The organism is Thioalkalivibrio sp. AKL19 (genome assembly GCF_000420165.1).
Classification (GTDB): Bacteria; Pseudomonadota; Gammaproteobacteria; order Ectothiorhodospirales; family Ectothiorhodospiraceae; genus Thioalkalivibrio.
Window position 1 is genome coordinate 82,299 of the sequence record NZ_ATUK01000012.1, and the last position, 22,895, is coordinate 105,193.

Annotated in this window: 22 protein-coding genes and 1 pseudogene; 9 read left to right on the forward strand and 14 right to left on the reverse strand. The window is 68.7% G+C overall.

Going from position 1 to position 22,895, the window contains the following annotated elements:
- Window positions 1–5: 5 nt before the first annotated feature.
- Window positions 6–1,868: an SLC13 family permease gene (locus tag F817_RS0107015; RefSeq protein ID WP_024326979.1), complete on the forward strand. Its 1,863-nt coding sequence runs from the start codon at window positions 6–8 to the stop codon at window positions 1,866–1,868.
- Between the two features lie 67 nt (window positions 1,869–1,935).
- Complete coding sequence (locus F817_RS0107020; RefSeq protein ID WP_024326980.1) at window positions 1,936–2,550, forward strand: Hsp20/alpha crystallin family protein; 615 nt, start codon at window positions 1,936–1,938, stop codon at window positions 2,548–2,550.
- Between the two features lie 11 nt (window positions 2,551–2,561).
- Here the strand turns inward: F817_RS0107020 and yccX are convergent, their stop codons facing one another.
- Window positions 2,562–2,852: an acylphosphatase gene (gene yccX, locus F817_RS0107025; RefSeq protein WP_024326981.1), complete on the reverse strand. Its 291-nt coding sequence runs from the start codon at window positions 2,850–2,852 to the stop codon at window positions 2,562–2,564.
- Window positions 2,853–2,875: 23 nt separating this feature from the next.
- Here yccX and arsC point away from each other — a divergent pair, with 23 nt between their 5' ends.
- From arsC to F817_RS0107040, 3 genes are read left to right on the forward strand one after another with little or no spacing between them, the layout of a single operon-like run.
- Window positions 2,876–3,232 carry an arsenate reductase (glutaredoxin) gene (gene arsC / locus F817_RS0107030; RefSeq protein WP_024326982.1) on the forward strand — a complete coding sequence of 119 codons (357 nt, stop codon included), beginning with the start codon at window positions 2,876–2,878 and terminating at the stop codon, window positions 3,230–3,232.
- Window positions 3,229–3,840, forward strand: coding sequence for an NAD(P)H:quinone oxidoreductase (gene wrbA / locus F817_RS0107035; protein WP_024326983.1), 612 nt, complete (start codon window positions 3,229–3,231; stop codon window positions 3,838–3,840). The genes arsC and wrbA overlap by 4 nt, the downstream gene beginning before the upstream one ends.
- Window positions 3,837–4,193: a DUF2069 domain-containing protein gene (locus F817_RS0107040; RefSeq protein WP_024326984.1), complete on the forward strand. Its 357-nt coding sequence runs from the start codon at window positions 3,837–3,839 to the stop codon at window positions 4,191–4,193. The genes wrbA and F817_RS0107040 overlap by 4 nt, the downstream gene beginning before the upstream one ends.
- A 385-nt stretch (window positions 4,194–4,578) precedes the next feature.
- Here the strand turns inward: F817_RS0107040 and hda are convergent, their stop codons facing one another.
- From hda to F817_RS0107060, 4 genes are read right to left on the reverse strand one after another with little or no spacing between them, the layout of a single operon-like run.
- On the reverse strand, window positions 4,579–5,313 hold the full coding sequence (hda, locus tag F817_RS0107045; RefSeq protein WP_024326985.1) for a DnaA regulatory inactivator Hda: 735 nt from the start codon (window positions 5,311–5,313) through the stop codon (window positions 4,579–4,581).
- Complete coding sequence (locus tag F817_RS0107050; protein ID WP_024326986.1) at window positions 5,310–6,428, reverse strand: AI-2E family transporter; 1,119 nt, start codon at window positions 6,426–6,428, stop codon at window positions 5,310–5,312. The genes hda and F817_RS0107050 overlap by 4 nt, the downstream gene beginning before the upstream one ends.
- Window positions 6,425–7,015: a CDP-alcohol phosphatidyltransferase family protein gene (locus tag F817_RS0107055; protein WP_024326987.1), complete on the reverse strand. Its 591-nt coding sequence runs from the start codon at window positions 7,013–7,015 to the stop codon at window positions 6,425–6,427. The genes F817_RS0107050 and F817_RS0107055 overlap by 4 nt, the downstream gene beginning before the upstream one ends.
- Before the next feature lie 20 nt (window positions 7,016–7,035).
- The gene (locus F817_RS0107060; protein ID WP_024326988.1) at window positions 7,036–8,067 is read right to left on the reverse strand and encodes a DUF2066 domain-containing protein; all 1,032 of its coding nucleotides are present in this window, start codon (window positions 8,065–8,067) and stop codon (window positions 7,036–7,038) included.
- A gap of 234 nt (window positions 8,068–8,301) precedes the next feature.
- Here F817_RS0107060 and purM point away from each other — a divergent pair, with 234 nt between their 5' ends.
- Genes purM through F817_RS0107080 form a run of 4 tightly spaced genes read left to right on the forward strand, consistent with a single transcriptional unit; the run spans window position 8,302 to window position 12,278 of the window.
- The gene (gene purM, locus F817_RS0107065) at window positions 8,302–9,360 is read left to right on the forward strand and encodes a phosphoribosylformylglycinamidine cyclo-ligase (protein WP_024326989.1); all 1,059 of its coding nucleotides are present in this window, start codon (window positions 8,302–8,304) and stop codon (window positions 9,358–9,360) included.
- Window positions 9,357–10,085, forward strand: coding sequence for a phosphoribosylglycinamide formyltransferase (gene purN, locus F817_RS0107070; RefSeq protein WP_024326990.1), 729 nt, complete (start codon window positions 9,357–9,359; stop codon window positions 10,083–10,085). Before purM ends, purN begins: the two co-directional genes overlap by 4 nt.
- 7 nt (window positions 10,086–10,092) lie before the next feature.
- Window positions 10,093–10,866 (forward strand): DUF3108 domain-containing protein, encoded by a 774-nt coding sequence (locus F817_RS0107075; RefSeq protein ID WP_029681057.1) that lies wholly within the window; start codon window positions 10,093–10,095, stop codon window positions 10,864–10,866.
- 5 nt (window positions 10,867–10,871) lie between these two features.
- Window positions 10,872–12,278, forward strand: a complete 1,407-nt coding sequence (locus tag F817_RS0107080) for an NAD(P)/FAD-dependent oxidoreductase (RefSeq protein ID WP_024326992.1) — start codon at window positions 10,872–10,874, stop codon at window positions 12,276–12,278.
- 30 nt (window positions 12,279–12,308) lie between these two features.
- On the opposite strand, the pseudogene F817_RS13750 reads toward F817_RS0107080, so the two are convergent.
- The 9 genes and pseudogenes from F817_RS13750 to F817_RS0107125 all read right to left on the reverse strand — a co-directional run.
- Window positions 12,309–12,880: pseudogene (locus F817_RS13750) on the reverse strand (diguanylate cyclase); the annotation flags it as partial.
- A 67-nt stretch (window positions 12,881–12,947) separates the two neighbouring features.
- Window positions 12,948–15,308: a bifunctional diguanylate cyclase/phosphodiesterase gene (locus tag F817_RS0107090; protein ID WP_196801208.1), complete on the reverse strand. Its 2,361-nt coding sequence runs from the start codon at window positions 15,306–15,308 to the stop codon at window positions 12,948–12,950.
- Between the two features lie 67 nt (window positions 15,309–15,375).
- Complete coding sequence (locus F817_RS0107095; RefSeq protein WP_024326996.1) at window positions 15,376–15,801, reverse strand: rhodanese-like domain-containing protein; 426 nt, start codon at window positions 15,799–15,801, stop codon at window positions 15,376–15,378.
- A 237-nt stretch (window positions 15,802–16,038) separates the two neighbouring features.
- Entirely contained in the window at window positions 16,039–16,242 is a 204-nt protein-coding gene (locus tag F817_RS0107100) for a cold-shock protein (protein ID WP_018140642.1), read from the reverse strand.
- A gap of 365 nt (window positions 16,243–16,607) precedes the next feature.
- The gene (locus F817_RS0107105) at window positions 16,608–18,524 is read right to left on the reverse strand and encodes a M48 family metallopeptidase (RefSeq protein WP_024326997.1); all 1,917 of its coding nucleotides are present in this window, start codon (window positions 18,522–18,524) and stop codon (window positions 16,608–16,610) included.
- Between the two features lie 141 nt (window positions 18,525–18,665).
- Complete coding sequence (pmbA, locus tag F817_RS0107110; protein WP_024326998.1) at window positions 18,666–20,054, reverse strand: metalloprotease PmbA; 1,389 nt, start codon at window positions 20,052–20,054, stop codon at window positions 18,666–18,668.
- A gap of 90 nt (window positions 20,055–20,144) precedes the next feature.
- Window positions 20,145–20,408 (reverse strand): hypothetical protein, encoded by a 264-nt coding sequence (locus F817_RS0107115; protein WP_024326999.1) that lies wholly within the window; start codon window positions 20,406–20,408, stop codon window positions 20,145–20,147.
- Between the two features lie 40 nt (window positions 20,409–20,448).
- On the reverse strand, window positions 20,449–21,891 hold the full coding sequence (tldD, locus tag F817_RS0107120; protein WP_024327000.1) for a metalloprotease TldD: 1,443 nt from the start codon (window positions 21,889–21,891) through the stop codon (window positions 20,449–20,451).
- Window positions 21,892–22,044: 153 nt separating this feature from the next.
- On the reverse strand, window positions 22,045–22,875 hold the full coding sequence (locus F817_RS0107125) for a carbon-nitrogen hydrolase family protein (RefSeq protein ID WP_024327001.1): 831 nt from the start codon (window positions 22,873–22,875) through the stop codon (window positions 22,045–22,047).
- Window positions 22,876–22,895 lie beyond the last annotated feature (20 nt).

The window sequence follows — 22,895 nt, forward strand, 5'->3', positions numbered from 1 at the left end:
TCGTCATTGACAGCATAAGCTTCACACTTGAGATGGGAATCGTGTTCGGCCTGCTGGGGCTGACGATCCTGCTGTTCGTCACGGAGGTGATCCGGATCGACCTGGCGGCGCTGAGCGTGCTGTTCCTGCTGGGCATGGTCGCGCTGGTGCCGGGGGTCGCGCCGATCGTCGAGGGCGAAGCGCTGTTTTCCGGCTTCGCCTCGAACGCGGTGATCGCGATCATCGCGGTGATGATCATCGGCAAGGGGCTGGACCGCTCCGGCGTGATGAACCGCCTGGCGGACCTGATCCTGCGCTTCGGCGGGCACACCGAGCGCCGGGTAATGGCCACGACCTCGGGTGCGGTGGGCATCATCACCAGCTTCATGCAGAACATCGGCGCGGCCGCCCTTTTCATGCCGGTGATCAACCGCATCGGCGCGGCGGCAAGCATCCCGCGTTCGCGCCTGCTGATGCCGATGGGCTTCGCCGCGATCGTCGGCGGCACCCTCACGCTGGTCGCCTCCAGCCCGCTGATCCTGCTGAACGACCTGCTGCCGGAACATGTCGAGGGGTTCGGGCTGTTCGACGTGACGCCGGTCGGGCTGGCCCTGCTGGCCATGCTGATCCTGTACTTCGCCCTGTTCGGCAAGTGGGTCCTGCCCGCCCGCGATCCGCTGGGCGAAGACCCGGACGAGAGCCGTGTGCAGACCACCTCGGCCTGGTTCCGCGACGTCTACGGGATGGACTTCGGCGTGCGCGAGGCGCGTCTCGGCGAGGACAGCTCGCTGGCCGGGCGCAGCGTGGGCGACTTCGAGGCGGCCTTCGGCGTCCACGTGGTCGGCGTCACCACGGGGGACGAGACCCGCATCGAGCCGAACCGGGATGTCGAGCTGGAACGCGGCGCGCACCTGGCGATCCTCGGTCCGGTCAGCACGATCGACAAGACCTGTGACCAGACCGGGACGGTCCTGAAGGACGAACTGGACGTGTTCGCGCGCGCCCTGTCCGCCCGCCATGGCGGGATCGCCGAGATCATCATCCCGCCCGGCTCCGACCTGATCGGGCAGACCGTTCGCGACAAGGGCATGCGCCGCACCTACGGCATCTCGGTGCTGCGCATCCAGCGCGGCGACGACCTGATCATCGACGAAGTCCCGGATACCGCGCTGAAGGCCGGCGACACCCTGGTCGTGCACACCCCGTGGGAGAACCTCCAGGCACTGGAGGACGACCGCGCCTTCGTCGTGGTCACCAGTCGCTACCCGCGGCGCAAGCAAGAGGCCTCGAAGACCCACCGACCGCTGGCCGCGCTCGGCTCCCTGGCGCTGGGGCTGGGGCTGGTGCTGTTCACCGACCTCCCGCTGGCGCTGGCCCTGCTGGGCGGCGCGCTGGGAATGATCTTCAGCGGTGTCATCAACATGGACGAGGCCTACCGCGGCATCAGCTGGAAGACCGTATTCCTGCTCGCCTCGCTGATCCCGCTGGGACTGGCGGTGGAGAACTCCGGCGCCGGCGAGTGGATCGCGACCAACGGCATGCAGCAGCTGGAGGGGATGCCCGTGTGGGTGCTACAGGTCGCGGTCTTCCTGCTGACCACCTTCTTCACGCTGGTAATGTCCAACGTCGGCGCCACCGTGCTGCTGGTGCCATTGGCAGTCAGCTTTGCGAGCGTCGCCCAGGGCATGGGCATCGACGCCGATCCGCGGGTATTCGCGCTGATCGTCGCGATCGCCGCCTCCAACTCCTTCATCCTGCCCACCCACCAGGTCAATGCCCTGATCATGGACCCGGGCGGCTACCGTGTAGCCGACTACCTGCGCGCCGGGGCCGGCGTGACGGTGCTGTTCATGGTCGTCTCGCTGATCGTCATCAACCTGCTCTTCTGAACGCGGTTCAGGTTCGGTACAGCCTCGGTGGAGAGACTGACGGCATCGCCCTAAACCGGAACCCGAGATGTCTGAAACCCTCCGTGGAATGTTGCCCCTGGCGGTTGTATCCATGGCGTTGCTCCTGGCCGCCTGCAGCCCGCGGATCTACGGAGTAAGCGAGGAACAGTGGGACGCGATGGGCGAGGCCGAGCGTGTCGAGGCCATCCGCGCCTGGGAATCGGTGCAGAAGGCGCGCGAGGCCCGCCTGCAGGCCGAAGCCGAGCAGGAGACGGCCCTGGCGGCCGAACGCGCGGCGCAGGTCGCCGCGATCCGCAGCGGCGATGCGGGGCTGCCGGGGGACCTGATCCGCGTCAGCCTGCGCGACGGGACCCTGCGCATCGGCGGTCGCGAACGGGCGCTGGAGCCGACAAGCTTTACCCTTGCCAATGGCGAGACCCGCAGCATCGAGGTCCACGCCGAGCGCTATCGCAGCGAGCTCGACGTCGCCTATGAAGACGGCCTCTTGCTGATCGACCTGCCGCGCCATTCCCGCACCGGGGCAGCACGCGTCACCTGGGACGGCGACTGGATGCACGGAGCCGAGACCCGCATCCAGTCGGACGGGCCGCACCGACTGCGCAACGTGCGGGCCTTCGTTCAGGTCATTCCGCCACCGGGCCACCCGCTGCGGCGCTACTGACCCCCATCGGCTCAACCCGTGGAGAAGTCGCCCGGCGCCGGGTCGGGCGGTGGCAACTCCTCGGCCTCCACCGCGTCCACCCGCGCCATGCGCGGGCCGTCCGCCAGCCACTCCTCCAGCGCGTCCAGCGCCTTGCGCGGGCCCACGGCCAGCACCTCGACGCTGCCGTCCGGTTCGTTGCGGGCATAACCGGTCAGGCCCAGACGTTTCGCTTCGTCGCGAGTGGATGCGCGGAAGAACACGCCCTGTACCCGGCCGCTGACACGCCAGCGGCGGGCATGGTTATCATTGGCCTCCGTCATTTGTTGTCCTCCGGAGTGGATTCATGTCCGATGCCCCTACGCTGTACCACAACCCGCGCTGCAGCAAGTCGCGCGCGACCCTGGAGCTGTTGCGCGAGCAGGGCGTGGAGCCGCAGATCGTCGAATACCTGAAGACCCCGCCGGATGCCGCCACCCTGCGCGCCATCGTCGACCGGCTGGGCATCGCCCCGCGCGATCTCCTGCGCACCGGCGAGGCGGAGTACCGCGAACTGGGCCTGAAGGATGCCGAGCTGGACGACGAGGCACTGATCCAGACCATGGTCCAGCACCCGAAACTGATCGAGCGGCCGATCCTCGTGTACGGCGACCGGGCCCGCGTCGGGCGCCCGCCGGAGCAGGTGCTGGAGATCCTGTCGTGAGCGCGGCCCCCGAGGTCCTGGTGCTGTACTACAGCCGCTACGGGGCGACCGCCGAGCTGGCCCGCCACGTCGCCAGCGGCGTGGAACGGGGCGGCGCGGTTGCCCGCGTGCGCACCGTCCCGCCGGTCAGCACCCGCATTGCTGGTGACACCCCGGCGGTTCCCGCCGACGGTCCGCCCTACGCGGAGACCCGCGACCTCGAAGAATGTGCCGGGCTGGTGATGGGCTCGCCCACCCGCTTCGGCAACATGGCCGCGCCGCTCAAGCACTTTCTCGACGGCACCAGCGGACTGTGGGCCAGCGGGGGGCTGGTGGACCGACCGTTCGGGCTGTTCACCAGCACCGCCACCCAGCACGGCGGCCAGGAAACCACCCTGTTGACCATGGCCCTGCCGCTGATCCACCAGGGAATGCTCTGGGTCGGCGTGCCCTACACCGTGCCGGAACTCAGCACCACGACCTCGGGCGGCTCGCCGTACGGCGCCAGCCACGTCGCCGGTGGCCAGGGCGAGCACCCGGTCACGCGGGAGGAGCAGCGTATCGCCGCGGCCCTGGGCGAGCGGGTCGGCCGGATCACGCGACGCCTGCAGGCCGGGGATCCGGCATGATCCTCGCGGCACGCGGGCTGGCGCTGATCGCCTATCTGGTCCTGATCGGACTGATCCTGGTCTGGACCACCTGGATCGACCCGCCGGAGATCGTGCCGATCTCGGTGGCGCTGGTGATCCTCGTCCTGCCGCTGCTGTTCCCGCTACGCGGAATGCTGCACGGACGCCGCTACACCCACGCCTGGTCCAGCCTGCTGGCGCTGGCCTACATCACCCTCGGCATCACGCTGGCCGCCGCGGCGGACGCCCGGATCTACGGCGTGCTGATGACGGCCGCCAGCCTCGCCTGGTTCGCCGGCTGCCTGCTCTACGTCAAGCTGGATGCCCGCCGCGCCCGCCAGGTGACGTCCTGATCGTTTCATTCGCCACAAAGCGCACGAAGGCACGAAGAAGGGTCAGGTCAAGGTCAAGGGTGATTCACAGGAAGATAGGAAGGATGGAAGAAAGGCAATTTATTGGTTGGAACGGATAGCCCGGAACACCATAGCGGTGCGCAGTGCCTCGCCTACACTCGTCATCCCGGACACCGCGCAGCGGTGATCCGGGATCTCCCCACAGTGGTTATCCTGCGCCGGAGATCCCGGCTCTGCGCTGCGCTCCGGACGGGATGACGAGCGGCCTGGAGGCTACCCCTGCAAGTCCTTACGCGCTCGGCACCCATATAGAACCTTCCCGTCTTCCTACCTTCCTGTAGAACGCCCTTGACCTGGCCCTTCTCCGGGCACTTCGTGGTGGACGTCAGGACCGCGCGAGCTGATCGCGGACGAAGGGGATGGTCAGGCGCCGCTGCTCGGCCAGGGCGGCCAGGTCCAGGCGGTCCAGCAGCTCCAGTAGCGCCACCAGATCGCGGCGGTAGTGGCGCAGCAGGTATTCGGCCACCGCCTCCGGCAGCTCCAGGCCGCGCAGCACCGCGCGCTGGGCGAGGATACGCTTGAGGTCTTCCTCCTCCGGTACCTGCATGCGGAAGACCGGCCCCCACGCGAGGCGCGAGGTCAGATCCGGGAGACGGCTGCCGAGACCATCCGGCGCATGGGTCGCCGCCAGCAGGACCCGGCAGCCTCCATCGCGCAGCCGGTTCAGCAGCCCGAACAGGGCCTCGTCCCAGTCGCCCTGTCCGACCACCGCGTCGAGATCATCCAGCGCCACCAGGCGCGCACGCTCCAGCCCGTCGAGAACGGCCAGCGGGGAGACATCGGCAACCTCTGCCAGCGGCAGGTAGACCACCGGCTCGCCGCGTTCGTGACCCTGATGACAGGCCGCCTGCAGCAGGTGGGTCTTACCCACGCCCGGCGGGCCGTGCAGCAGGATCTGCGGCTCGGTCATCCCGACCCCGACGGCCAGGGCCTCCACCGCGTCCCGCGCCAACGGGTTGCCACCGGGGTAAAAGCCGGCAAAGCGCGACGTATCCCGCAGGCGCAGGTCCAGCGGGAGCTGGCGCTGGGGGGCGGCCTCGCGACCCTGGCCGGCACTCATTGGGGGGGTGCCTCCGGATTCGAGGGCGCTTCCCCGGCATTCAGGCGCCGGTAATGCACCAGAAGATGCCGCACGCCAACGGCCAGGATCGCCGCCACCGGCAGCGCCAGCAATACACCGAAAAATCCGAACAACTGCCCACCGGCCAGCACGGCAAAGATCACGGCGACCGGATGCAGGCCGGTCCGGTCCCCCACCAGCCAGGGCGTCAGGACCATGGACTCCAGCACCTGGGCGACGGCAAAGATCGCCAGCACGATCAGCAGCAGAGTCCAGCCATCGCCCTGCACCAGCGCCGCGGCACTCGCCAGCAGCACACCGACGATGACACCGACATAGGGGATGAAGCTCACCACGCCCGCGATCAGGCCGATCGCCAGCCCCATCTCGACCCCCGCGACCGTCAGGGTGACCGCATAGAACAGACCGAGCGCCAGCATCACCAGCAACTGCCCGCGCAGGAAGGCCCCCAGTGTCTCGTCCGACTCCGCGGCAAAGGTCAGGACGGGAGGGCGCCAGGCCTGCGGCAGCAAGTCGCGCAACCCGTCCAGCAGGCGCGGCCAGTCACGCAACAGATAGAAGCTCACCACCGGGATGAGCACGACGTTCAGCACCCCCAGCACCAGCGCGCCGGTGGAACTGCCGATCCATTGCAGCACACCGCCGGCCAGCCCGCCGGCCTCGCGCCAGTGTTCCGCGACCAGCCCCTGCAACGCGCCGGCGTCCAGCGGCGGCAGGGTGTCCCCGGCGAGGTCCTCCAGCCACGGACGCACCTGCTCGTCGAACCAGCCGAGGATCTGCGGCATCGCCAGCGTGAGCCGCTCGAACTGGGCGATGGCCAGCGGGATCAGGATCAGGATCAGCGCCGCCAGCCCCAGCATCACCAGCAGGAAGATCACCACGGTGGCCAGGGTGCGGGAGCGCCCAGTGCGCGCGGCCAGCCGCGTCACCAGCGGATTGAACAGATAGCCGATCAGCAGCGCGACGACAAAGGGCGTGAGGATGGGCGCGAGAAGATACAGTGCCCCGCCCAGCACCAGCAGCCCGACCAGGGCGGCGAGTGTGGCGGCCGAAACCGGCCCGACTCGCTCGCGAAGCTCGGCACTCGTCTTCATGGTGTCCTCCGGTTCGAGGCGTCCGCTCCATTCGGATCGCGCAGGCGACGCCACGCATCCAGCCCCCATTGCACGGTGTAGGCCAGGCCACTGGCGAGGGTCGTGAACGCCACCACGATCATCAGCAACTGCACCCAGATCGGATCCAGCGCCAGCAGGCCGACCTTCACGATGGCCACCAGCACCAGCGTGATTTGCAGGAAGGTGTTCACCTTGCTGATCAGTAACGGCCGAATGGCCAGGGGACCGACGAACATCCGGTACAGCGCGGAGCCAACGGTCAGCCAGACATCGCGCCCCACCACCAGCAACAACAGCCATAACGGCAGCAACCCCGACAGGGTCACGGCCACATAGATCCCCAGCATCAACAGCTTGTCCGCGGCCGGGTCCAGCCAGGCGCCAAGCCGCGTGTGCCATCCATAGCGCCGCACCAGCCAGCCATCCAGGGCATCACTCAAGCCCGCGATCGCCAGCAGCACCACCGCCACCAGGTAATGCTCCAGCGCCAGCAAGGTGACGATCGGCGGGATCAGGAGGATCCGGCCGATCGTCACCGCGTTGGGAATCTGGTGGCGGGGCAGCATCCGGTACGCCGCGGCGGCGCTCAGCGCCGGCCCAGCCAGGCGTCGGCCTCGGTCCCCTCGTCGGGCGCCTCGGCCCGGGCAAAGCCGGAGCCGCGCAGCAGGTCGACCAGATCATCCCGGCCCAGCCCGGAGCGCACCTGCAGCACCACACTGTCACCAGCCAGGGAGTCCAGGCGCGCCGCCTCCACCGCCTGCAGCCGCGTCAGCTCCGCGCGCAAACGTTCGAAGGCCGCGTAGCCCTGAACCCCGGAAAACCCCAGACGCAGCCACTCCGGCTCGTCCGCGACCCGCGCGAGGCGCCCGGCTACCTGGTCCAGCCCCTGGGCCACCGCCTCGCGCGCCGCCGCCGCGGGGCCCTCGCCGCTCGCGGAACTGCGGTACTCCCGGGCATCGTGCACCGCGATCACGCGCGCCTCGGCGCCGCGCGGGGTCTCCCGCACGTGCAGCAGCAGGACCCCGTCGGCATCGTAACGGCGGGCGGCCTCCACCAGCGGTTCGGTCACCCCGCCGACGATGTCGGAGGGCTGGGCGGCGCGACGATCCTGCAGGTCGCCCAGCGGAAACAGCAGGGGCATGTCGCGCGCCTCGGCCAGTTTGCCCAGCGCGGCGAGGATCCCCGGACCATCCACCGCATCCCCGAGCAGCTCGCGCTGTCCGCCCGCATCGTGGACGGCCCAGACCAGTAGCGCCGGGCGTTCCCCCAGCACGGCCGGCACCCCGGCATCACGCAGCGCGGTACGCAGGCGAAAGCGATCGAATTCCAGGCGATAAACGTCGTCTTCCACCTGCTGGCGGCGTTCCAGCGCCGCGATCCAGCCCTCGTCGTCCCGCGCCTCCAGCATCTCCCCGGCCAGATCCAGCACCGGCTCCGAGCGCAGCCCGGCCAGCCGCACCAGTGCCTGCTCCAGGCCCTGTTCCAGCGCCTGCGTCTCGTCTTCGGCCGGGACCGTCACCACCAGCGGGCCATCGGCGGCGGCCGACGGCGCCAGCATCAGGAAAATGAGGCCCAGCAGCAGGGCCAGGCGCGAACGGGCTCGGGGATGCAAGGACATGTTCTCGTTCCGTCACTCGACAGGCGCCACAAAATACCACAGCCACCCTTGCCAGAAAGGCCGGCCGAAAGGGCCGGGGACACCCCGTTGCATCCGCACGCAAGGCCGGTTGGGGGGTATCCGTGGTGAAAGGCCAGCTTTGCACGGCCGCACCCGGCTCGCTACCATGCCGGGTTCTGCGAGACCGCCGCAGGGCGCGGCCTCCACCCGCGCTCATTCAACATCGGGGAACCCATGTCCGAATCCCGTTCAGGCCTGACCTACCGCGAGGCCGGTGTCGACATCGAGGCCGGTGCCGAACTGGTCGAACGCATCAAGCCGCACGCGGCGCGCACCCGGCGTCCCGGCGTCATGGCCGGACTGGGTGGCTTCGGCGCCCTGTTCGAGCTGCCGATGGACCGCTACAAGCAGCCGGTTCTGGTGTCCGGCACCGACGGCGTTGGCACCAAGCTGCGCCTGGCCCAGGAGACCGGTCGTCACGACAGCATCGGTATCGATCTGGTCGCGATGTGCGTGAACGACATCGTCGTTCAAGGCGCCGAGCCGCTGTTCTTCCTCGACTACTACGCCACCGGCCACCTGGACGTGGACATCGCCGCCGACGTGGTCACTGGCATCGCCGAGGGCTGCGAACAGGCCGGTTGTGCGCTGATCGGCGGCGAGACGGCCGAGATGCCCGGGATGTACCAAGGCGAGGACTACGACGTGGCCGGCTTCGCGGTCGGGATCGCCGAGAAGGCCGCCCTGATCGACGGCAGCCGGGTCACCGCGGGCGATGTGATCCTGGGCCTGGAGGCCAGCGGGCCCCACTCCAACGGCTATTCCCTGATCCGCCGCGTCCTGGAACACGCCGGCGCGAGCCTCGACGCGCCCCTGCCCGGTGCCGACGGCATCACCCTCGGCGAGGCCCTGATGGCCCCCACCCGGATCTATGTGCGTCCGCTGCTGGAGCTGCTGGAAGAGTTCCCGGTGCACGCGATGGCCCACATCACCGGCGGCGGCCTGACCGAGAATCTCCCGCGCGTGCTGCCAGACACCCTCGGCGCCCGTATCGATCCGGACAGCTGGGCCCGCCCGCCGGTGTTCCGCTGGCTGCAGGAGGCCGGCGACATCGCCGACGAGGAGATGCTGCGCACCTTCAACTGCGGCATCGGCATGGTCGTCATCCTCCCCGAGGATCGGGTCGAGGCCGCGAGTTCCCAGCTGGCACGGGCTGGCATCCGCAGCTGGCCGATCGGCCTGATCCGCGAACGCGACGAGTACCAGCCCGGCGTCACCTACGCCACCGCATGAGCGAATCCACCGGGCAACCGAACACGGCCCCGCGCCGCCTGGTGGTGCTGATTTCCGGGCGCGGCAGCAATCTGGGCGCGCTGATCGAGGCCTGCGAGCAGGGCCGCATCCCGGCCCGGGTGGTCGGCGTGATCAGCAACCGCCCGGATGCCGCGGGGCTGGACTTCGCCGAACGCCACGGCATCCCGCATCGCGTGCTGAACCATCGGGACTACCCCTCGCGCGAGGCCTTCGACGCCGACCTGGCCGATGCCATCGAGGACTACAGCCCCGACCTGGTCATCCTGGCCGGGTTCATGCGCATCCTGACCCCCGGTTTTGTGGACCGTTTCACCGGCCGCATGCTGAACATTCATCCCTCTCTGCTGCCCAAATACCGCGGTCTGGACACCCATGCCCGCGCCCTGGCCGACGGCGAGTCCTTACACGGCGCCAGCGTCCACTTTGTCACCCCGGAGCTGGACGGCGGCCCGGTGATCATGCAGGCCCGCGTGCCGGTGGCACCCGACGACACGCCCGAAACCCTGGCCGCCCGCGTGCAGCGGGCCGAGCACCGGCTATACCCCGAGGTCGTGCGGCGGGTGTGTTCAGGCGAAATTCAGTGGTCCGGGCGGATCCTGCAGGGCGACGGCACGCCCCTCGCGGCACCGCTGCAACTCGACGAGGACACCCATGATGTTTCAGGCCCTGACGACCGGAGCCAACCGCCACGCACAGCCGGCTAGCGGCGCGATGACCCGGCGCGCAGCCCCCGTGGCACTGACCCTGCTGCTGGCACTGCTCACGACCCTGCTGGCCACCCCGGCGAGCGCGGAACGCGACCTGCGGCCGATCCCGCCGTACACCGCCAGCTACGAGGCCAGCGCCATGGGCAACACGCTCAAGGCCCGCATCACCCTCAACCACGAGGACGTCCAGACCCGCATGGCGATGGACGCCCATGTCTCGGGCTTCCTGCGCATCCTCGGACGTTTCGAGCTGAGCCGCGAGTCCCTGATGAACAGCCGCAACGGCGATCTGCAGCTGGTACAGTCGCGCAGCCAGCAGATCACCCCGCGCCGCGAGCGCAAGGTCGAGACCCGCTTCGACTGGGAGACCAACCGCGCGATCGGCACCATCAACGGCGAACGCTTCGACCTCGAGGTGCCGGAACAGACCCTGGACTTCCTCGGCTCGCTGTACCTGATGATGCAGCGTCTCGAGACTGGAGAACTCTCCAGCGAAGGCGATCGCGAAACCATCCAGGCCCTGGAACGCGACCGCCTGCGCGAATACCAGTTCGAGTACGCCGGGCGCGAAACCATGGACTCCCCGATCGGCCGGGTGGAAACCATCCGCATCGACCGTCGCACGGACGACAGCGATGTCGCCCTGTCTGCCTGGTTCGCCCGCGAACTCCGCCATGTCCCGGTGCGTTTCGACTACGAGGCCGACGGCCGCGTGTTCGAGCTGAACCTCACGCAGCTGGAATGGCACGACCCGATCATTGATCTGACCGACGAGTAACCACCATGAGCGAAACCTTTGACCTGGCCATCATCGGCAGTGGCCCCGGGGGCTATCGTGCCGCCGTCCTGGGCGCCCTGCGCGGACTGAACGTCGTCATCATCGAGAAGGGCGACTGGGGCGGCTGCTGCCTCAACCGCGGCTGCGTGCCCAAGAAGGACTGGTACCACACCGCGCGCACCGTCGCCGCCCAGCGCCACTTCGCCGGCCGCGGCATCAGCGGCAGTCTCAGCGCCGACATGGGCCAGGCCTGGGACCACCAGAAGGACGTGGTCACCGAGGTGCGCAACTCCTACCTCGGCTACATGAAGCACCTGAAGATCCAGTACCGCCACGGAGCCGCAAGCTTCCGTGATGCCGAGACCCTGGAGGTCGTGACCGACGATGGCACCGAGACCGTGCAGGCCCGGCACACCATCATCGCCACCGGTGCCACCGCCAGCGTCCCGGAGCCGTTCGCGGCCGAACCGGGCCGCGTGCTCACCACCGACATGCTGTTCGACGACAAGCCGCCGGCGGGCCAGCGCGTCGCCCTGATCGGCTCCGGCGTGGTCGCCACCGAGTTCGCCTGGATCTTCCACCACCTCGGCAAGGACGTGACCTGGCTGAGCCGCTCGAAGCCGCTGTCCGGCCAGAAATTCAGCCCCCAGGCGCTGGGCACGCTGAAGGGCCGCCTCGCCGAGGACGGCGTCGAGCCCACCCGCGTCAAGGGCTACGAAAGCGTCGAGACGTCGGATGACGGCGTCACCATCACCGACAGCGAGGGCAACACCTTCGAGGTCGACTGGGTCCTGCTGGGCACTGGCCGCACGCCACACACCGAGGGCCTGAACCTGGACGCGATCGGGGTGAAGACCGATGGCCGCGGCTTCGTGAAGCGCCGCCCCACCCTGCAGACCGACGTCGACAACATCTACGTCATCGGCGACGTCGCCAGCGAGTGGCAGACCGCCAACCACGCCCTGGCGGACGCCACCATCGCGGTCGAGAACATCCAGAACAGCAACACCCGCGAACAGGACGAACGCTTCGTCCCGATCGCGATCTACTCCGCCGTCGAGATGGCCCGCCTGGGCATGGACGAGGACGATGCCGAGGACGATGAACTGGAGCCGGCGGTCGGCTTCGCCGCCTTCGAGACCTCCCCGCGCGCCCTGGGCCAGGATGAGCCAGAAGGCTTCGTGCGCCTGATCGGCGACATGGACAGCGGGGCCCTGCTGGGCGGCGAGGTGATCGGCGCCGACGCTGGCGAATTGATCCACATCCTGTCGCTGGCACCCGACCGCGACACCGCCCTGGCCTGGATCGCCCAGGGCCAATGGAACCACCCGACCCGCGCCGAGGAGTTCCTCAACGCCACCGAGACTCTCGCCTCCAAGTGGAACCTCAAGTCCGAGATCTTCGGCCTCTGACCCGGCCTGAAGCCGCCCGTTGGTCCTGAGCTAGCGTTCGGCCCGGGCGCGCTTGGCAGCCAGGAGCTCGGTGTCCGCGCGCTGGACCAGGGGGTCGAGATGGGTGTCGTCGGCGTGGAAGCCGGCGCCCCCGATGCTGATCGAGACCCCTACCTCGTCCTGAAGCCGGGCCTGCAGGCGCTCGCCGGTCCGGCGCGCGTCGGCCAGGGCCGTGTGCGGCAGCAGGATCACGAATTCGTCGCCTCCGAAACGCCCCAGCAGGTCCGCGTCGCGCGCAGCGTCGCCTGCGTGGTGGCGGTAACCCGCTTGAGGATCGCGTCGCCCGCCGCATGGCCGGATTCGTCGTTGATCCGCTTGAAACCGTCCAGGTCAAAAATCAGCAGTGAAAGCGGGCTGCCATGGCGACGCGCCCGTTCCATCTCGCTGTCGGCCCGCGCCTGGAAATGCCGCCGGTTGCCGATGCCGGTGAGGGGGTCGCAGGAGGCGAGCGTCTCCAGCCGCCGGTTCGCCTCCTGGAGCTGCCGATTGGCCTGATTCAGGGCCTGTGTGCGCTCCTCGACCACGGCCTCGAGATCGCGGTTGTAACGTTCCAGGCGGGCGCGGCCAGCGCCCCGATCCATAACCCGGTGATCAGCAGCGCGCGCCATCTCCCCGGTGCAGTGTTCCGTGTCATCCCCCTTCTCCTGCCGGATCATCCTGCTCGCGAGGGCCCCCACCGCCCCGCTGCAGGACGAGCGTCTCGAACTCGAACACCGGCATCGCATGGTGATACAGGTAGCCCTGGAAGCGATGGCAGCCGTGACGCACCAGGAAATCGCGCTGCGCCTCGTTCTCGACACCCTCCGCGATCAGGCTCAACCCCATGTTGTGGGCGATGGCCGCGATCGTCGCGACGATGTTGGCGTCGTCCGCGTCGTGCTCGATGTCCTGGACGAAGGAGCGGTCGATCTTGAGCACATCCAGCGGCAGGCGCTTGAGATAGCCCAGCGACGAATACCCGGTACCGAAGTCGTCCAGCGCGAGCGCGACCCCCCGCCCCCGCAAGGCCTCCAGGTTGGCGATCAGCTGCGGCGAGGCATCCGCCATCACGCTCTCGGTAACCTCGACGTGCAGACACTGTGCTGCGGCCCCGGTGGCATCCAGGATGGACGTCACCTCCTCCATCAGGCGGGCCTTGCGCAGGTGATGCGGCGACAGGTTCACCGAGATCGGCAGGTCTTCCAGCCCGGGGCGCCCCTGCCAGCCATGCAGAGTCTCGCAAGCCTGCTGCAGCGCCAGACGGCCAACCTCGAGGATCTGGCCGGTATGTTCCGCCACGGGGATGAACTCGCCCGGCGAGATCCAGCTCCCGTCCGGCTGCGGCCAGCGCATCAGGGCCTCCGCGCCCAGGATCCGCCCTTCCGGATCGACCTGGGGCTGCAGATGGATCACCAGTTCCTCGCGCGCCAGGGCATGGCGCAGTTTGCGCTCCAGTTCCGCCTCCCGCAGCAGGGTCCGCTGCATGGCGGGGTCATAGAAGCGCGCCGCGTTGCGGCCCTGGTGCTTGGCCTGGTACATCGCGAAGTCCGCCTGCTTGAGCAGTTCCTCCGGGGTATCGTAGCCGCGCGGGAACAGGGTAATCCCGATACTGCCGGACATCACGTGTTCGATGTCGTCGATACGCACGGGCTCGCGCATCGCCTTCAGCAGCTCGCCGGCGATGCGCTGGGCATCGGCGCCGGCCTGCGAGCGATCCGGGCTCAGTTCCTCCAGCAACGCCACGAACTCGTCGCCCCCCAGACGCGCCACGATGTCCTGCTCGCGCAGGCGCGCGGTGAATCGCTGCGCCAGCGCCTGCAGCAGACGGTCGCCGGCGGAATGGCCACAGGTATCATTGAGCGTCTTGAAGTTGTCCAGATCGATCAGCAGCAGCGCGGCGTGCCGTCGGGTGCGGTTGACCGTGTGGATGGCATGTTCCAGATGCTCCAGCAACAGCCGCCGGTTGGGTAGATCGGTCAGCGCGTCGCGGAAGGCCAGCCGGGCATTCTCCTCCTCGATCTCGAGGATGTGCCCGAGCCGGCCCGCCATGGTCTGCGTCACTTCCTGCAGACGGGCGATCTCGGCCACCCGGGAATCAACGCGCAGATCGGTCTGGAACTCGCCGTGCCCGATCCGCTCGAGGGTCTTCATCGCGTGTTGCATGGGCCGCAGGGTCCGACTCAACCACAGGTACAGCCCGCCCGCGATCAGAACGAGCATGAGGAAGGCCGCGGCGTAGGTCGTCGCATTGATCAGGTTCTGGGTCGCCACCGATTCGGTCAGATCGCGCGCGAGGACCACCGTGGCCGTCGCCTGCTCCGAGCCATAGGGCGTGAGCGGCAGGTACACCAGTTGCGAATGCCGGTCGTCCATGTCCACGCGTCCCGCTGTAGCCTGCTGGTGCAGGCGCTCGTCCGGGGCCAGCGACATCAGGAACGGTGCGGTGAGCGCCAGCGGACCGCGCTTGTCCAGCAGGGCCGCGCGCCCTCCCATCGCCTCGGCCATGGACTCGAGCGCCGAGGTCGAGAGATCGCGCAGCTGAACCACCGCGCCAATGGGACTGCCCCCGCGGTAGACCGGGATGGCGAGCCCGGCGTAGACCCGCTCGCCGGGCACATGGTGCAACCCCTCGTGGAAGCGTCCGTCCGCCAGCGCCGCATGTGCCAGCGGGACGGGTTCCCCGCGGTTGCCGTCGGAGTCATAGCGCACACTGCCCTGGGCATCGAGGACCACGATCCGGTCGGCGACCCCGCCGGCCCGCAGGCGGTTGTACAACGGGTCGGCGTAGGTACTGATGCCCGCATCGTCGCGCATCGCGCCGATCAGGGCCTCGTTGCGTGTCACGGCCGTCGTCTCGGTCCGCATGCGCTGCCATTCGTTCGCCAGGGTCTGGCGCCAGGCGGCGGACTGCCCCTCCACGCCAAGCCGGTCCAGGCGCTGCTCCGCCTGCCCCACCGCAAGGTGGGTACCTGTCGCCAGGGTCCCGGCCAGCACCAGCAGCCCGGCGAACATGACCACGGTCAGTATCGTCTGGAGCCGGATTCGCCCGCCGAAGCGTGAGCCTGCAGAAACCACGCGGCTATTCGAAGGGATAGCCCGAACGGATCCATTCGGGGAAGCCGCCGGGGAAGTAGTAGAGATGGGTGAAGCCCCATTCCAGGGCCCGGCGGGTGGCCGTCTCGGTGCGCCAGCAATCGCGCTCGTTGCAGTACACCACCACCGGGGCGTCCAGGTCGCCGACGAACTCCAGCAGATTCTCGCGGGTGAAGCGATTCCGCTCGTCGTCCGGATCCCGCATGATGGTCAGATTGCGCGCCTCGGGTACGCGTCCAGCCTCGTAATCCGCACGCAGCCGGGTATCCACGAAGGGCACGCCCTCGCGGAACAGCCTCCAGGCCTCGGCAGCCTCGATGGTCTGGGTTCCCGGGATCGCCTCCGGTGCACGATAGGGCCCCTGGGCCGCCGCCTGCTGCGCGAGCAACAGCGCGCCCAGCACCAGCAACATGGCCCGGACAAGCCATCCGCACCGCCCCCGCCAAAGCGCCTGGTGAAATGCAGCATTCATGCGCGAACCGTAGCACGGTCCGGGCCTTTCGCCACGCGAAGCGGCCCCGTGCCGGGGCATTTTTTCGGCAGGGGGCAATGCTGCAGCACCCAATCCCAGACAGCGTTCCCCAAACGGAAAAAGCCCCGCACAAGGCGGGGCCCTCCGGCAACCTGGCGCTTGCGCGCCGGGGTTGTCTTACTGCGCTTCGACGTTCGCGGCGGCCGGACCCTTCTGGCCCTGCTCGACGTCAAACGAGACGCTCTGACCTTCGGCCAGCGACTTGAAGCCGCTACCCTGAATGGCGCTGTGATGGACGAACACGTCCTTGGAGCCATCGGTCGGGGTAATAAAGCCAAAGCCTTTTTCGTCGCTAAACCACTTCACTGTACCTGTAGCCATTTCGGTTACCTCTGATTGTTCATAGTAGATTGGGTGTTTCGAGGAGGAGAGACTGGAGGGCAACCGAACGACGGTGAAGATTGATCGTGATTCTCTTCGGCCCCAACCGGGACCGGAACTGCGAATCTGAACGCCCCTTGCGGGGTGTCGCCTGGTGCTGCATGGAGCCTGTTACCGTTACCTCGCGGCCATTGTCCGCCCAAACCGCCATGCATTGATAGTGTTTTTTTCGGTTTTTCTCGTACGCCGCGTCGAAACCCCTTTGATATCCATCGCTTGGGAACGAATTTAATTTCGGACCGGCACCCGTCGGAGCGATTTCGAGCCGACAGCGGCGGGAAAAACGGCTGCGGCCGCCGTTCGCCTCAGCCAGCCCCCTCCCCGCCCGGCGGGGTTGCGACGAATTCATCCAGCGCCAGCGGCAGCGGAACATGCAGCGATGCCGCCATCACCCGCAGCAGCTCGACCTCCGCCGCGACCACCTGCCCGCCATGGCCCGCGGTGGCCACCATGGCCCGGATCAGGCGGTCCTTGTCGCGCATGCGCAGGGCGTCCAGTTGTTCCAGCACGCGGTCGAGTACGCTGGCCCAGGCGCGCGCGCCCGCCGCGCCGGTCAGCGCCTCCGGGATTTCGGCCGCCAGCGGCAGGGCCCCGGTCAGCACACCGATGCCGGCCGTCAGCGCCGCGCTTGCCGCGCGGGGGTCGTCCGGATGACCGTGATGCGCCAGCACCGCGAGCAGGTAGTGCGCGTTTTCCTGATGGTCATCCAGCGTGGCACGCCGGGGACGGGACGCGGCCGCCGGGTCCTGAACGTCGCGCAGCTGCCGGTCCAGCAGGCGCCCCAGCGCGTATTCGAACACCGCCACCCGACCATCGGCATGAATCAGACGATCGACCAGTGTCCGCAGGCGGGTTCGCTCGTCCGGATCAAGCCGGCGCAGTGCCGGAAACCCGAGTTCCAGAAGCGGCAGGCGCAGATCCTCGCGCAGCACCGGTTCCGCGGCCCGCAGGCGCCGCACGGCCTCCTGGCGCTCGCCATCCAGCGCCTCGCCAATCATCGCCAGCTGACGCTCGCGCACCTCCCGGTCCGCGTGCAGTACCAGGTACATCACCACCTCGATCACCCGCGCCTCCGAGCGCGCCGCCCAGGCCAGCGGCCCCGGGAGGGCGGCGAGCAGCATGCCGGCCCCCAGGATATGGGTAAGCGCCGGGTGCCCGCCGAGGGCATCGCCCACGGCCTCTGCACCCGGCAGGCGCCCCTCGCGCTCGCGCTGCATGCCGTCCACCGCACGCTCGCGTGCGCCTTTGCGTACCCGGGCATTGAGCCGTTCGCGCAACCCCTTCAGCTCTTCGGGGTCGAACTGCGGCTGGAGGATTCGCACGCGGTCCAGCAATGGCGGGTGGGTCTCGAAGATCTGCCCGATCGCGTCGCTGGCGAACAGCATGTGGGTGATCTCCTCGGTGTTGCCGTTCAGCCCGGCATAGCGCGCCGCGACCTTCTTCAGCGCCCCGGCCAGGCCATCCGGCTCGCGGGTGAACTGCACGGCGTGGGCGTCCGCCAGGTATTCGCGCTGACGCGAGATGCCCGCCCGGATCCAGCGCGCCAGCGCCAGCCCGGCATAGCCGACCACGATCAGGGTGACGCTCAGCACCCCGGTCCCGGTTTCCGCGCCGTCGCCCTTGTGCCGGCGCCGGCGCCGCGCCAGCCCGCCCTGCCCCAGCAGCGCCAGGATCTCGATCCCGTAGAGGATGCCGATCAGGCGCATGTTGAGGCGCATGTCCCCATTGAGGATATGCCCGAACTCGTGCGCGACCACACCCTTCAGCTCGGCGCGCTCCAGGCTGTCCAGCGCACCGCGGGTCACGGCGATCACCGCATCGTTCGGCGCAAAGCCGGCGGCGAAGGCATTAATGCCCAGATCCTGCTCAAGCACGTAGATCTCGGGCACCGGCACCCCCGAGGCGATCGCCATCTCCTCGACTACGTTGCGCAGCTGCCGCTGCTGCGGGTCCACCGGATGGCCGCCGACCCGGACGCCGCCCATCTCCAGTGCGATCAGGGGGCCACCGCCCTCACGCAGCCGCCAGGTGCGGTAGAGGCTCGCAAGGACAATCAGCCCAGCAGTGAGGCCCATGGTCCAGGCGATAGCCTCGACGCCACCCCCGATGGCCCAGACAATCAGCCCCAGGGACCCGACGATCACCAGCACCGCCAAGGCGAACAGCATCAGCAACCAGCGGGTCCTGCGCTGCACCTGGTCCTGCTGCTGGAAGAAGTTCATGGCCGGCCCTCGCCACCGGGAAACGGCCACGGGCACAAGCGGCCGCGGAGCCAGGCGGCCCCGAGCCGAGCGTAGCAGGGCAGTGGGTGCGGGGGAATCGGTCGCCCGCGCCTGAGGCGAAGCCGGGCGACCGGAGGCGGCTCAGTCGCCGGCGACCGTCATGGACTCGATCAGGATGGAACCGGTGTGGATGTTGCCACGGCGATCGACGTCGGTGCCCACGGCCGCCATCCGCTGAAACATGTCCTTCAGGTTGCCGGCGATGGTGATCTCCTCCACCGGGTACTGCAGCTCGCCGTTCTCCACCCAGAAACCGGCCGCGCCCCGCGAGTAGTCGCCGGTAACCATGTTCACTCCCTGGCCGATCAGCTCCGTGACTAGGAATCCGGTCCCCATCTCCGCCCGCAGGGCGGCGAAGTCCTTGTCGCCCGGGGCCACCGTCACGTTGCGCGCACCCCCGGCGTTGCCGGTGGTCTCGAGCCCCAGACGGCGCGCGGCGTAGCTGTCGAGGGTATAGCTGTGCAGCACGCCGTCGGCGATCAGGGGGCGGTTGCGGGTGCGCACGCCCTCCCCATCAAAGGGCGCACTGCCCAGCGCGCGCGGGGTCAACGGGCGTTCCTCGATCTGCATCCAGGCGGGAAACACCGCCTCGCCGACGGCGTTCAGCAGGAACGAGCTCTCGCGGTACTGCGCCGGGCCGGAGATCGCCCGGGTGAAGCTGCCGATCAGGGTTCGGGCCATCTCCGGCGCGAACAGCACCGGGCAGTTGCGGGTGGAGAGCTTGCGCCCGCCCAGCCGGCGCACGGTTCGCTCGGCGGCCTCGCGCCCGATCTGTTCGGCGGCGGTCAGGTCGTCCGCGTGACGCGCGACGGTGTAGGCGTAGTCGCGCTGCATGCCGGCGGCGTCGCGCGCCACCAGCGCGCAGGACAGCGAGTGCCGCGTACTGCGATAGCCGCCCATGAACCCCTGGCTGTCGCCCAGAAAGGCGATGGCCCGCCGGGTACTGACGCTGGCGCCCTCGGAGTTCTCGATGCGGTCGTCGGCCGCGAATCCGGCGGCCTCGATGGCACGCGCCAGCTCGGTGGCATCGGCGGCGCCGCAATCCCACGGGTGGTCCAGATCGAGGTCGTCCCAGTCGGCCGCCTTGAACGCGGGGTCGGGCATCCCGGCGTACGGGTCCGGCTCGGTATAGCGGGCAATGCGACAGGCCGCCTCGACCGTGTCGATCAGGGCCTGGTCGCTGAAATCGGTGGTGGAGGCGGCGCCCTTGGATTGCCCGAAATAGACGATCAGCGACAGGCTCTGGTCGCGCTCGTGCTCGAGCGTCTCGATCTCGCCCTTGCGCACGCCCAGTTCCAGCCCGACGCTGTGGCTGACCACGGTCTGGACGTCCGAGGCACCGCGCTCGCGCGCGGCCTCCAGCGTGCGCTGCACCCGCGCCTGGAGGGACTCCGGCGAATGGGACAGGGACTGGACCTCGCCTTCCTGGGACACGGGTTCCGGGATCGCGCGTTCGGGAGATGTACTCATTCAGGGTTCCGCTACTCGATGACTGATCGGGGATCTTGAGGAAAAGGCCCCGGGGCGTATGGCCCGGGGCGGGGGCCGGTCGAGGGCCTTCTAGTCGAACCGGGTGCCGTGCTTGTGGACCGCGCCGGCGTTGCCCCAGCGCGCCAGGTCGTCGACGTGCACGCCGACCCAGTAGAGCATGCCGACGCTGTCACGCGTCCAGCCACCCACCAGGTCCTGGCCTTCGCCCAGCTCGATGTGGTGGGCGAATTGCTCGGCCTTTTCACGCGCACGGAAGACATGCCACTGCACGATCTGGTCGTGGCCGTTCCCTTCCGGCAGGGAACGCTCCTGTTCGAGGAAATCGAGATTCATTCTGCTGCCTCCTTGTCGCCGTTTTCCGGTCCCGCGGCCCTCAGGCCGCCTGGGTACCGCCCACGGTCATGCCGTCGATGCGAAGCGTGGGCTGTCCCACGCCGACCGGCACGCCCTGGCCCTCCTTGCCGCAGGTGCCAATGCCGGTATCGAGCTTCATGTCGTTCCCGATCATGGACACCCGGGTCAGGACATCCGGGCCATTCCCGATCAGGGTCGCACCCTTGACCGGGTACGTCACCTTGCCATTCTCCACTCGGTAGGCCTCCGAGGCGGAGAACACGAACTTGCCGGAGGTGATATCCACCTGGCCACCGCCAAAATTAACCGCATAGAGGCCGTCGTCCACCGAGGCCAGGATCTCCTCCGGATCGGCGTCGCCGCCGAGCATGTAGGTATTGGTCATGCGCGGCATCGGCAGCCGGGCATAGGACTCGCGGCGGCCATTGCCAGTGGACTGCGTGCCCATCAGCCGGGCATTCATCTCGTCCTGCATGTAGCCACGCAGCACGCCGTCCTCGATCAGGACGGTCTGCTGGGTCGGGTTGCCCTCGTCGTCCACGTTCAGCGATCCGCGACGGCCCTCCAGGGTGCCGTCGTCGACGATGGTGATGCCCCGGGCCGCCACCTGTTCGCCGACGCGCCCGGCGAACGCCGAGGTCCCCTTGCGGTTGAAATCCCCCTCCAGCCCGTGGCCGATGGCCTCGTGCAGCAGCACGCCCGGCCAGCCGGGGCCCAGCACCACCTTCATGGTACCGGCCGGGGCCTCGCGCGCCTCGAGGTTGACCAGGGCCTGGCGCACCGCCTCGCGGGCATAGCCGGCGGCACGGTCCTCCTCGCGGAAGTACTGGTAGCCGAAGCGACCGCCACCGCCGGACGTACCGGACTCACGCCGACCGCCCTGCTCGACGATGACCTGCACATTCAGGCGCACCAGCGGGCGCACGTCGGTCGTCAGTTCGCCCCGGGCATTGAGTACCAGCACGACCTCGTGCACCCCGGCCAGCGAACACATCACCTGGGTCACGCGCGAATCCTCGGCGCGGGCCACGGCGTCCACTTCCTTGAGGAGATCGATCTTGGCCTGCTCGTCGAGCGAATCCAGCGGGTTGTCGGGGACATAAAGTGCCGGGCGCGAGGGCGAACGCGAGGCCACCGCGATGCGCCCGCTCTGGCCAGCGCTGGCGATGCTGCGCGCGGTCTTCGCGGCCTCCAGCATGGCCGGCATCGCGATGTCGTCGGAGTAGGCGAACCCGGTCTGCTCACCACGCACCACACGGATGCCAACGCCGCGCTCGATATTGAAGCTGGCGGATTTTACGATGCCGTCCTCCAGCGACCAGCCTTCCTGGCTGGCGAACTGGAAGTAGCAGTCACCCCCGTCGATACCATGTCCGAAGGTGGTGCCCAGAAGGGTGCTCAGCTCGCTGTCGCCGAGACCGGCGGGGTCGAGCAGGGTCTGTTGCGCAAGGCGGTCGATCATGGAGTCCTCTCGGGTTCCGGAGATCCGCTGCCCCGTCTGAATCGAGGACGGAACAGCGTTCGGGCGTTCAGTATGGAGCTTGGGGCGCCGCGCGCGCTTTCAAGCGCGCGGGCGTTGCGGGTTTAGCCGGCGCCACGGCCAATCGACAAGCCATCAGGTTGTTCCGGGGCATGGCAGGCGGCGGTGCTCCACCGCCGGGAAGCTGTTGCGGATGCGCTCGGCCTGGGTATGGTCCAGATTCGTCACCAGCACCCCGGGGTTGCGCTGCAGCTGCCCCACCACCCGCCCCCACGGGTCCACCAGGGCGCTGTGTCCGAAGGTCTCGCGGCCGTTCACGTGGAAGCCACCCTGGGCCGCGGAGAGCATGTAGTACTGGTTCTCGATGGCGCGGGCACGCAGCAGGACATCCCAGTGTGCCTGTCCGGTCTGCGCCGTGAAGGCCGCCGGCAGGGCCACCCATTCCGCGCCCTGGTCCAGCAGCGCCCGGAATAGCTCGGGGAAGCGCAGGTCATAGCAGATCGCCAGGCCCATGCGCCCCACCGGGGTATCCACGACCACCACCCGGTCACCGCGCTCGAAGACCTTCGATTCAGTGTAGGCCTCGGTGCTGTCCGGCAGGCGCACATCGAACAGGTGGATCTTGTCGTAGCGCGCCACCTGCTGCCCCTGATCGTCGAACACCAGACAGGCCGAGCGCGCGCGCTCGCCGTCCTGTGTCCGCAGCGGGATGGTCCCGCCGACGATCCACAGCCCCAGCCGCCGGGCCTGCTCCGCGAGGAATGCCTGCAGCGGACCGGCACCGTCGGCAACCTCCGCGATCCCGAGGATGTCGGTCTCCTGCATGCCCATGAAGGCAAAGTTCTCCGGCAGGACGGCCAGGCGCGCGCCCTTGTCGGCGGCCTCCTGCAGCAGTCGCTTCGCCTCCAGCAGGTTGGCCTGGGGCTGTGGTCCGGAGGCCATCTGGATGGCCGCTACCTGAGTCATGTTGCTCCGCTCGTCCGTTG

What these genes read in the sequence shown, in the direction of transcription:
- F817_RS0107020 (WP_024326980.1), top strand. Translation starts at nt 1,936, where the DNA reads ATGTCTGAAACCCTCCGTGGAATGTTGCCCCTGGCGGTTGTATCCATG.
- yccX (WP_024326981.1), bottom strand. Translation starts at nt 2,852, where the DNA reads ATGACGGAGGCCAATGATAACCATGCCCGCCGCTGGCGTGTCAGCGGC.
- arsC (WP_024326982.1), top strand. Translation starts at nt 2,876, where the DNA reads ATGTCCGATGCCCCTACGCTGTACCACAACCCGCGCTGCAGCAAGTCG.
- F817_RS0107040 (WP_024326984.1), top strand. Translation starts at nt 3,837, where the DNA reads ATGATCCTCGCGGCACGCGGGCTGGCGCTGATCGCCTATCTGGTCCTG.
- hda (WP_024326985.1), bottom strand. Translation starts at nt 5,313, where the DNA reads ATGAGTGCCGGCCAGGGTCGCGAGGCCGCCCCCCAGCGCCAGCTCCCG.
- F817_RS0107050 (WP_024326986.1), bottom strand. Translation starts at nt 6,428, where the DNA reads ATGAAGACGAGTGCCGAGCTTCGCGAGCGAGTCGGGCCGGTTTCGGCC.
- F817_RS0107055 (WP_024326987.1), bottom strand. Translation starts at nt 7,015, where the DNA reads ATGCTGCCCCGCCACCAGATTCCCAACGCGGTGACGATCGGCCGGATC.
- F817_RS0107060 (WP_024326988.1), bottom strand. Translation starts at nt 8,067, where the DNA reads ATGTCCTTGCATCCCCGAGCCCGTTCGCGCCTGGCCCTGCTGCTGGGC.
- purM (WP_024326989.1), top strand. Translation starts at nt 8,302, where the DNA reads ATGTCCGAATCCCGTTCAGGCCTGACCTACCGCGAGGCCGGTGTCGAC.
- purN (WP_024326990.1), top strand. Translation starts at nt 9,357, where the DNA reads ATGAGCGAATCCACCGGGCAACCGAACACGGCCCCGCGCCGCCTGGTG.
- F817_RS0107075 (WP_029681057.1), top strand. Translation starts at nt 10,093, where the DNA reads ATGACCCGGCGCGCAGCCCCCGTGGCACTGACCCTGCTGCTGGCACTG.
- F817_RS0107080 (WP_024326992.1), top strand. Translation starts at nt 10,872, where the DNA reads ATGAGCGAAACCTTTGACCTGGCCATCATCGGCAGTGGCCCCGGGGGC.
- F817_RS0107090 (WP_196801208.1), bottom strand. Translation starts at nt 15,308, where the DNA reads ATGTTCGCCGGGCTGCTGGTGCTGGCCGGGACCCTGGCGACAGGTACC.
- F817_RS0107095 (WP_024326996.1), bottom strand. Translation starts at nt 15,801, where the DNA reads ATGTTGCTGGTGCTGGGCGCGCTGTTGCTCGCGCAGCAGGCGGCGGCC.
- F817_RS0107100 (WP_018140642.1), bottom strand. Translation starts at nt 16,242, where the DNA reads ATGGCTACAGGTACAGTGAAGTGGTTTAGCGACGAAAAAGGCTTTGGC.
- F817_RS0107105 (WP_024326997.1), bottom strand. Translation starts at nt 18,524, where the DNA reads ATGAACTTCTTCCAGCAGCAGGACCAGGTGCAGCGCAGGACCCGCTGG.
- pmbA (WP_024326998.1), bottom strand. Translation starts at nt 20,054, where the DNA reads ATGAGTACATCTCCCGAACGCGCGATCCCGGAACCCGTGTCCCAGGAA.
- F817_RS0107115 (WP_024326999.1), bottom strand. Translation starts at nt 20,408, where the DNA reads ATGAATCTCGATTTCCTCGAACAGGAGCGTTCCCTGCCGGAAGGGAAC.
- tldD (WP_024327000.1), bottom strand. Translation starts at nt 21,891, where the DNA reads ATGATCGACCGCCTTGCGCAACAGACCCTGCTCGACCCCGCCGGTCTC.
- F817_RS0107125 (WP_024327001.1), bottom strand. Translation starts at nt 22,875, where the DNA reads ATGACTCAGGTAGCGGCCATCCAGATGGCCTCCGGACCACAGCCCCAG.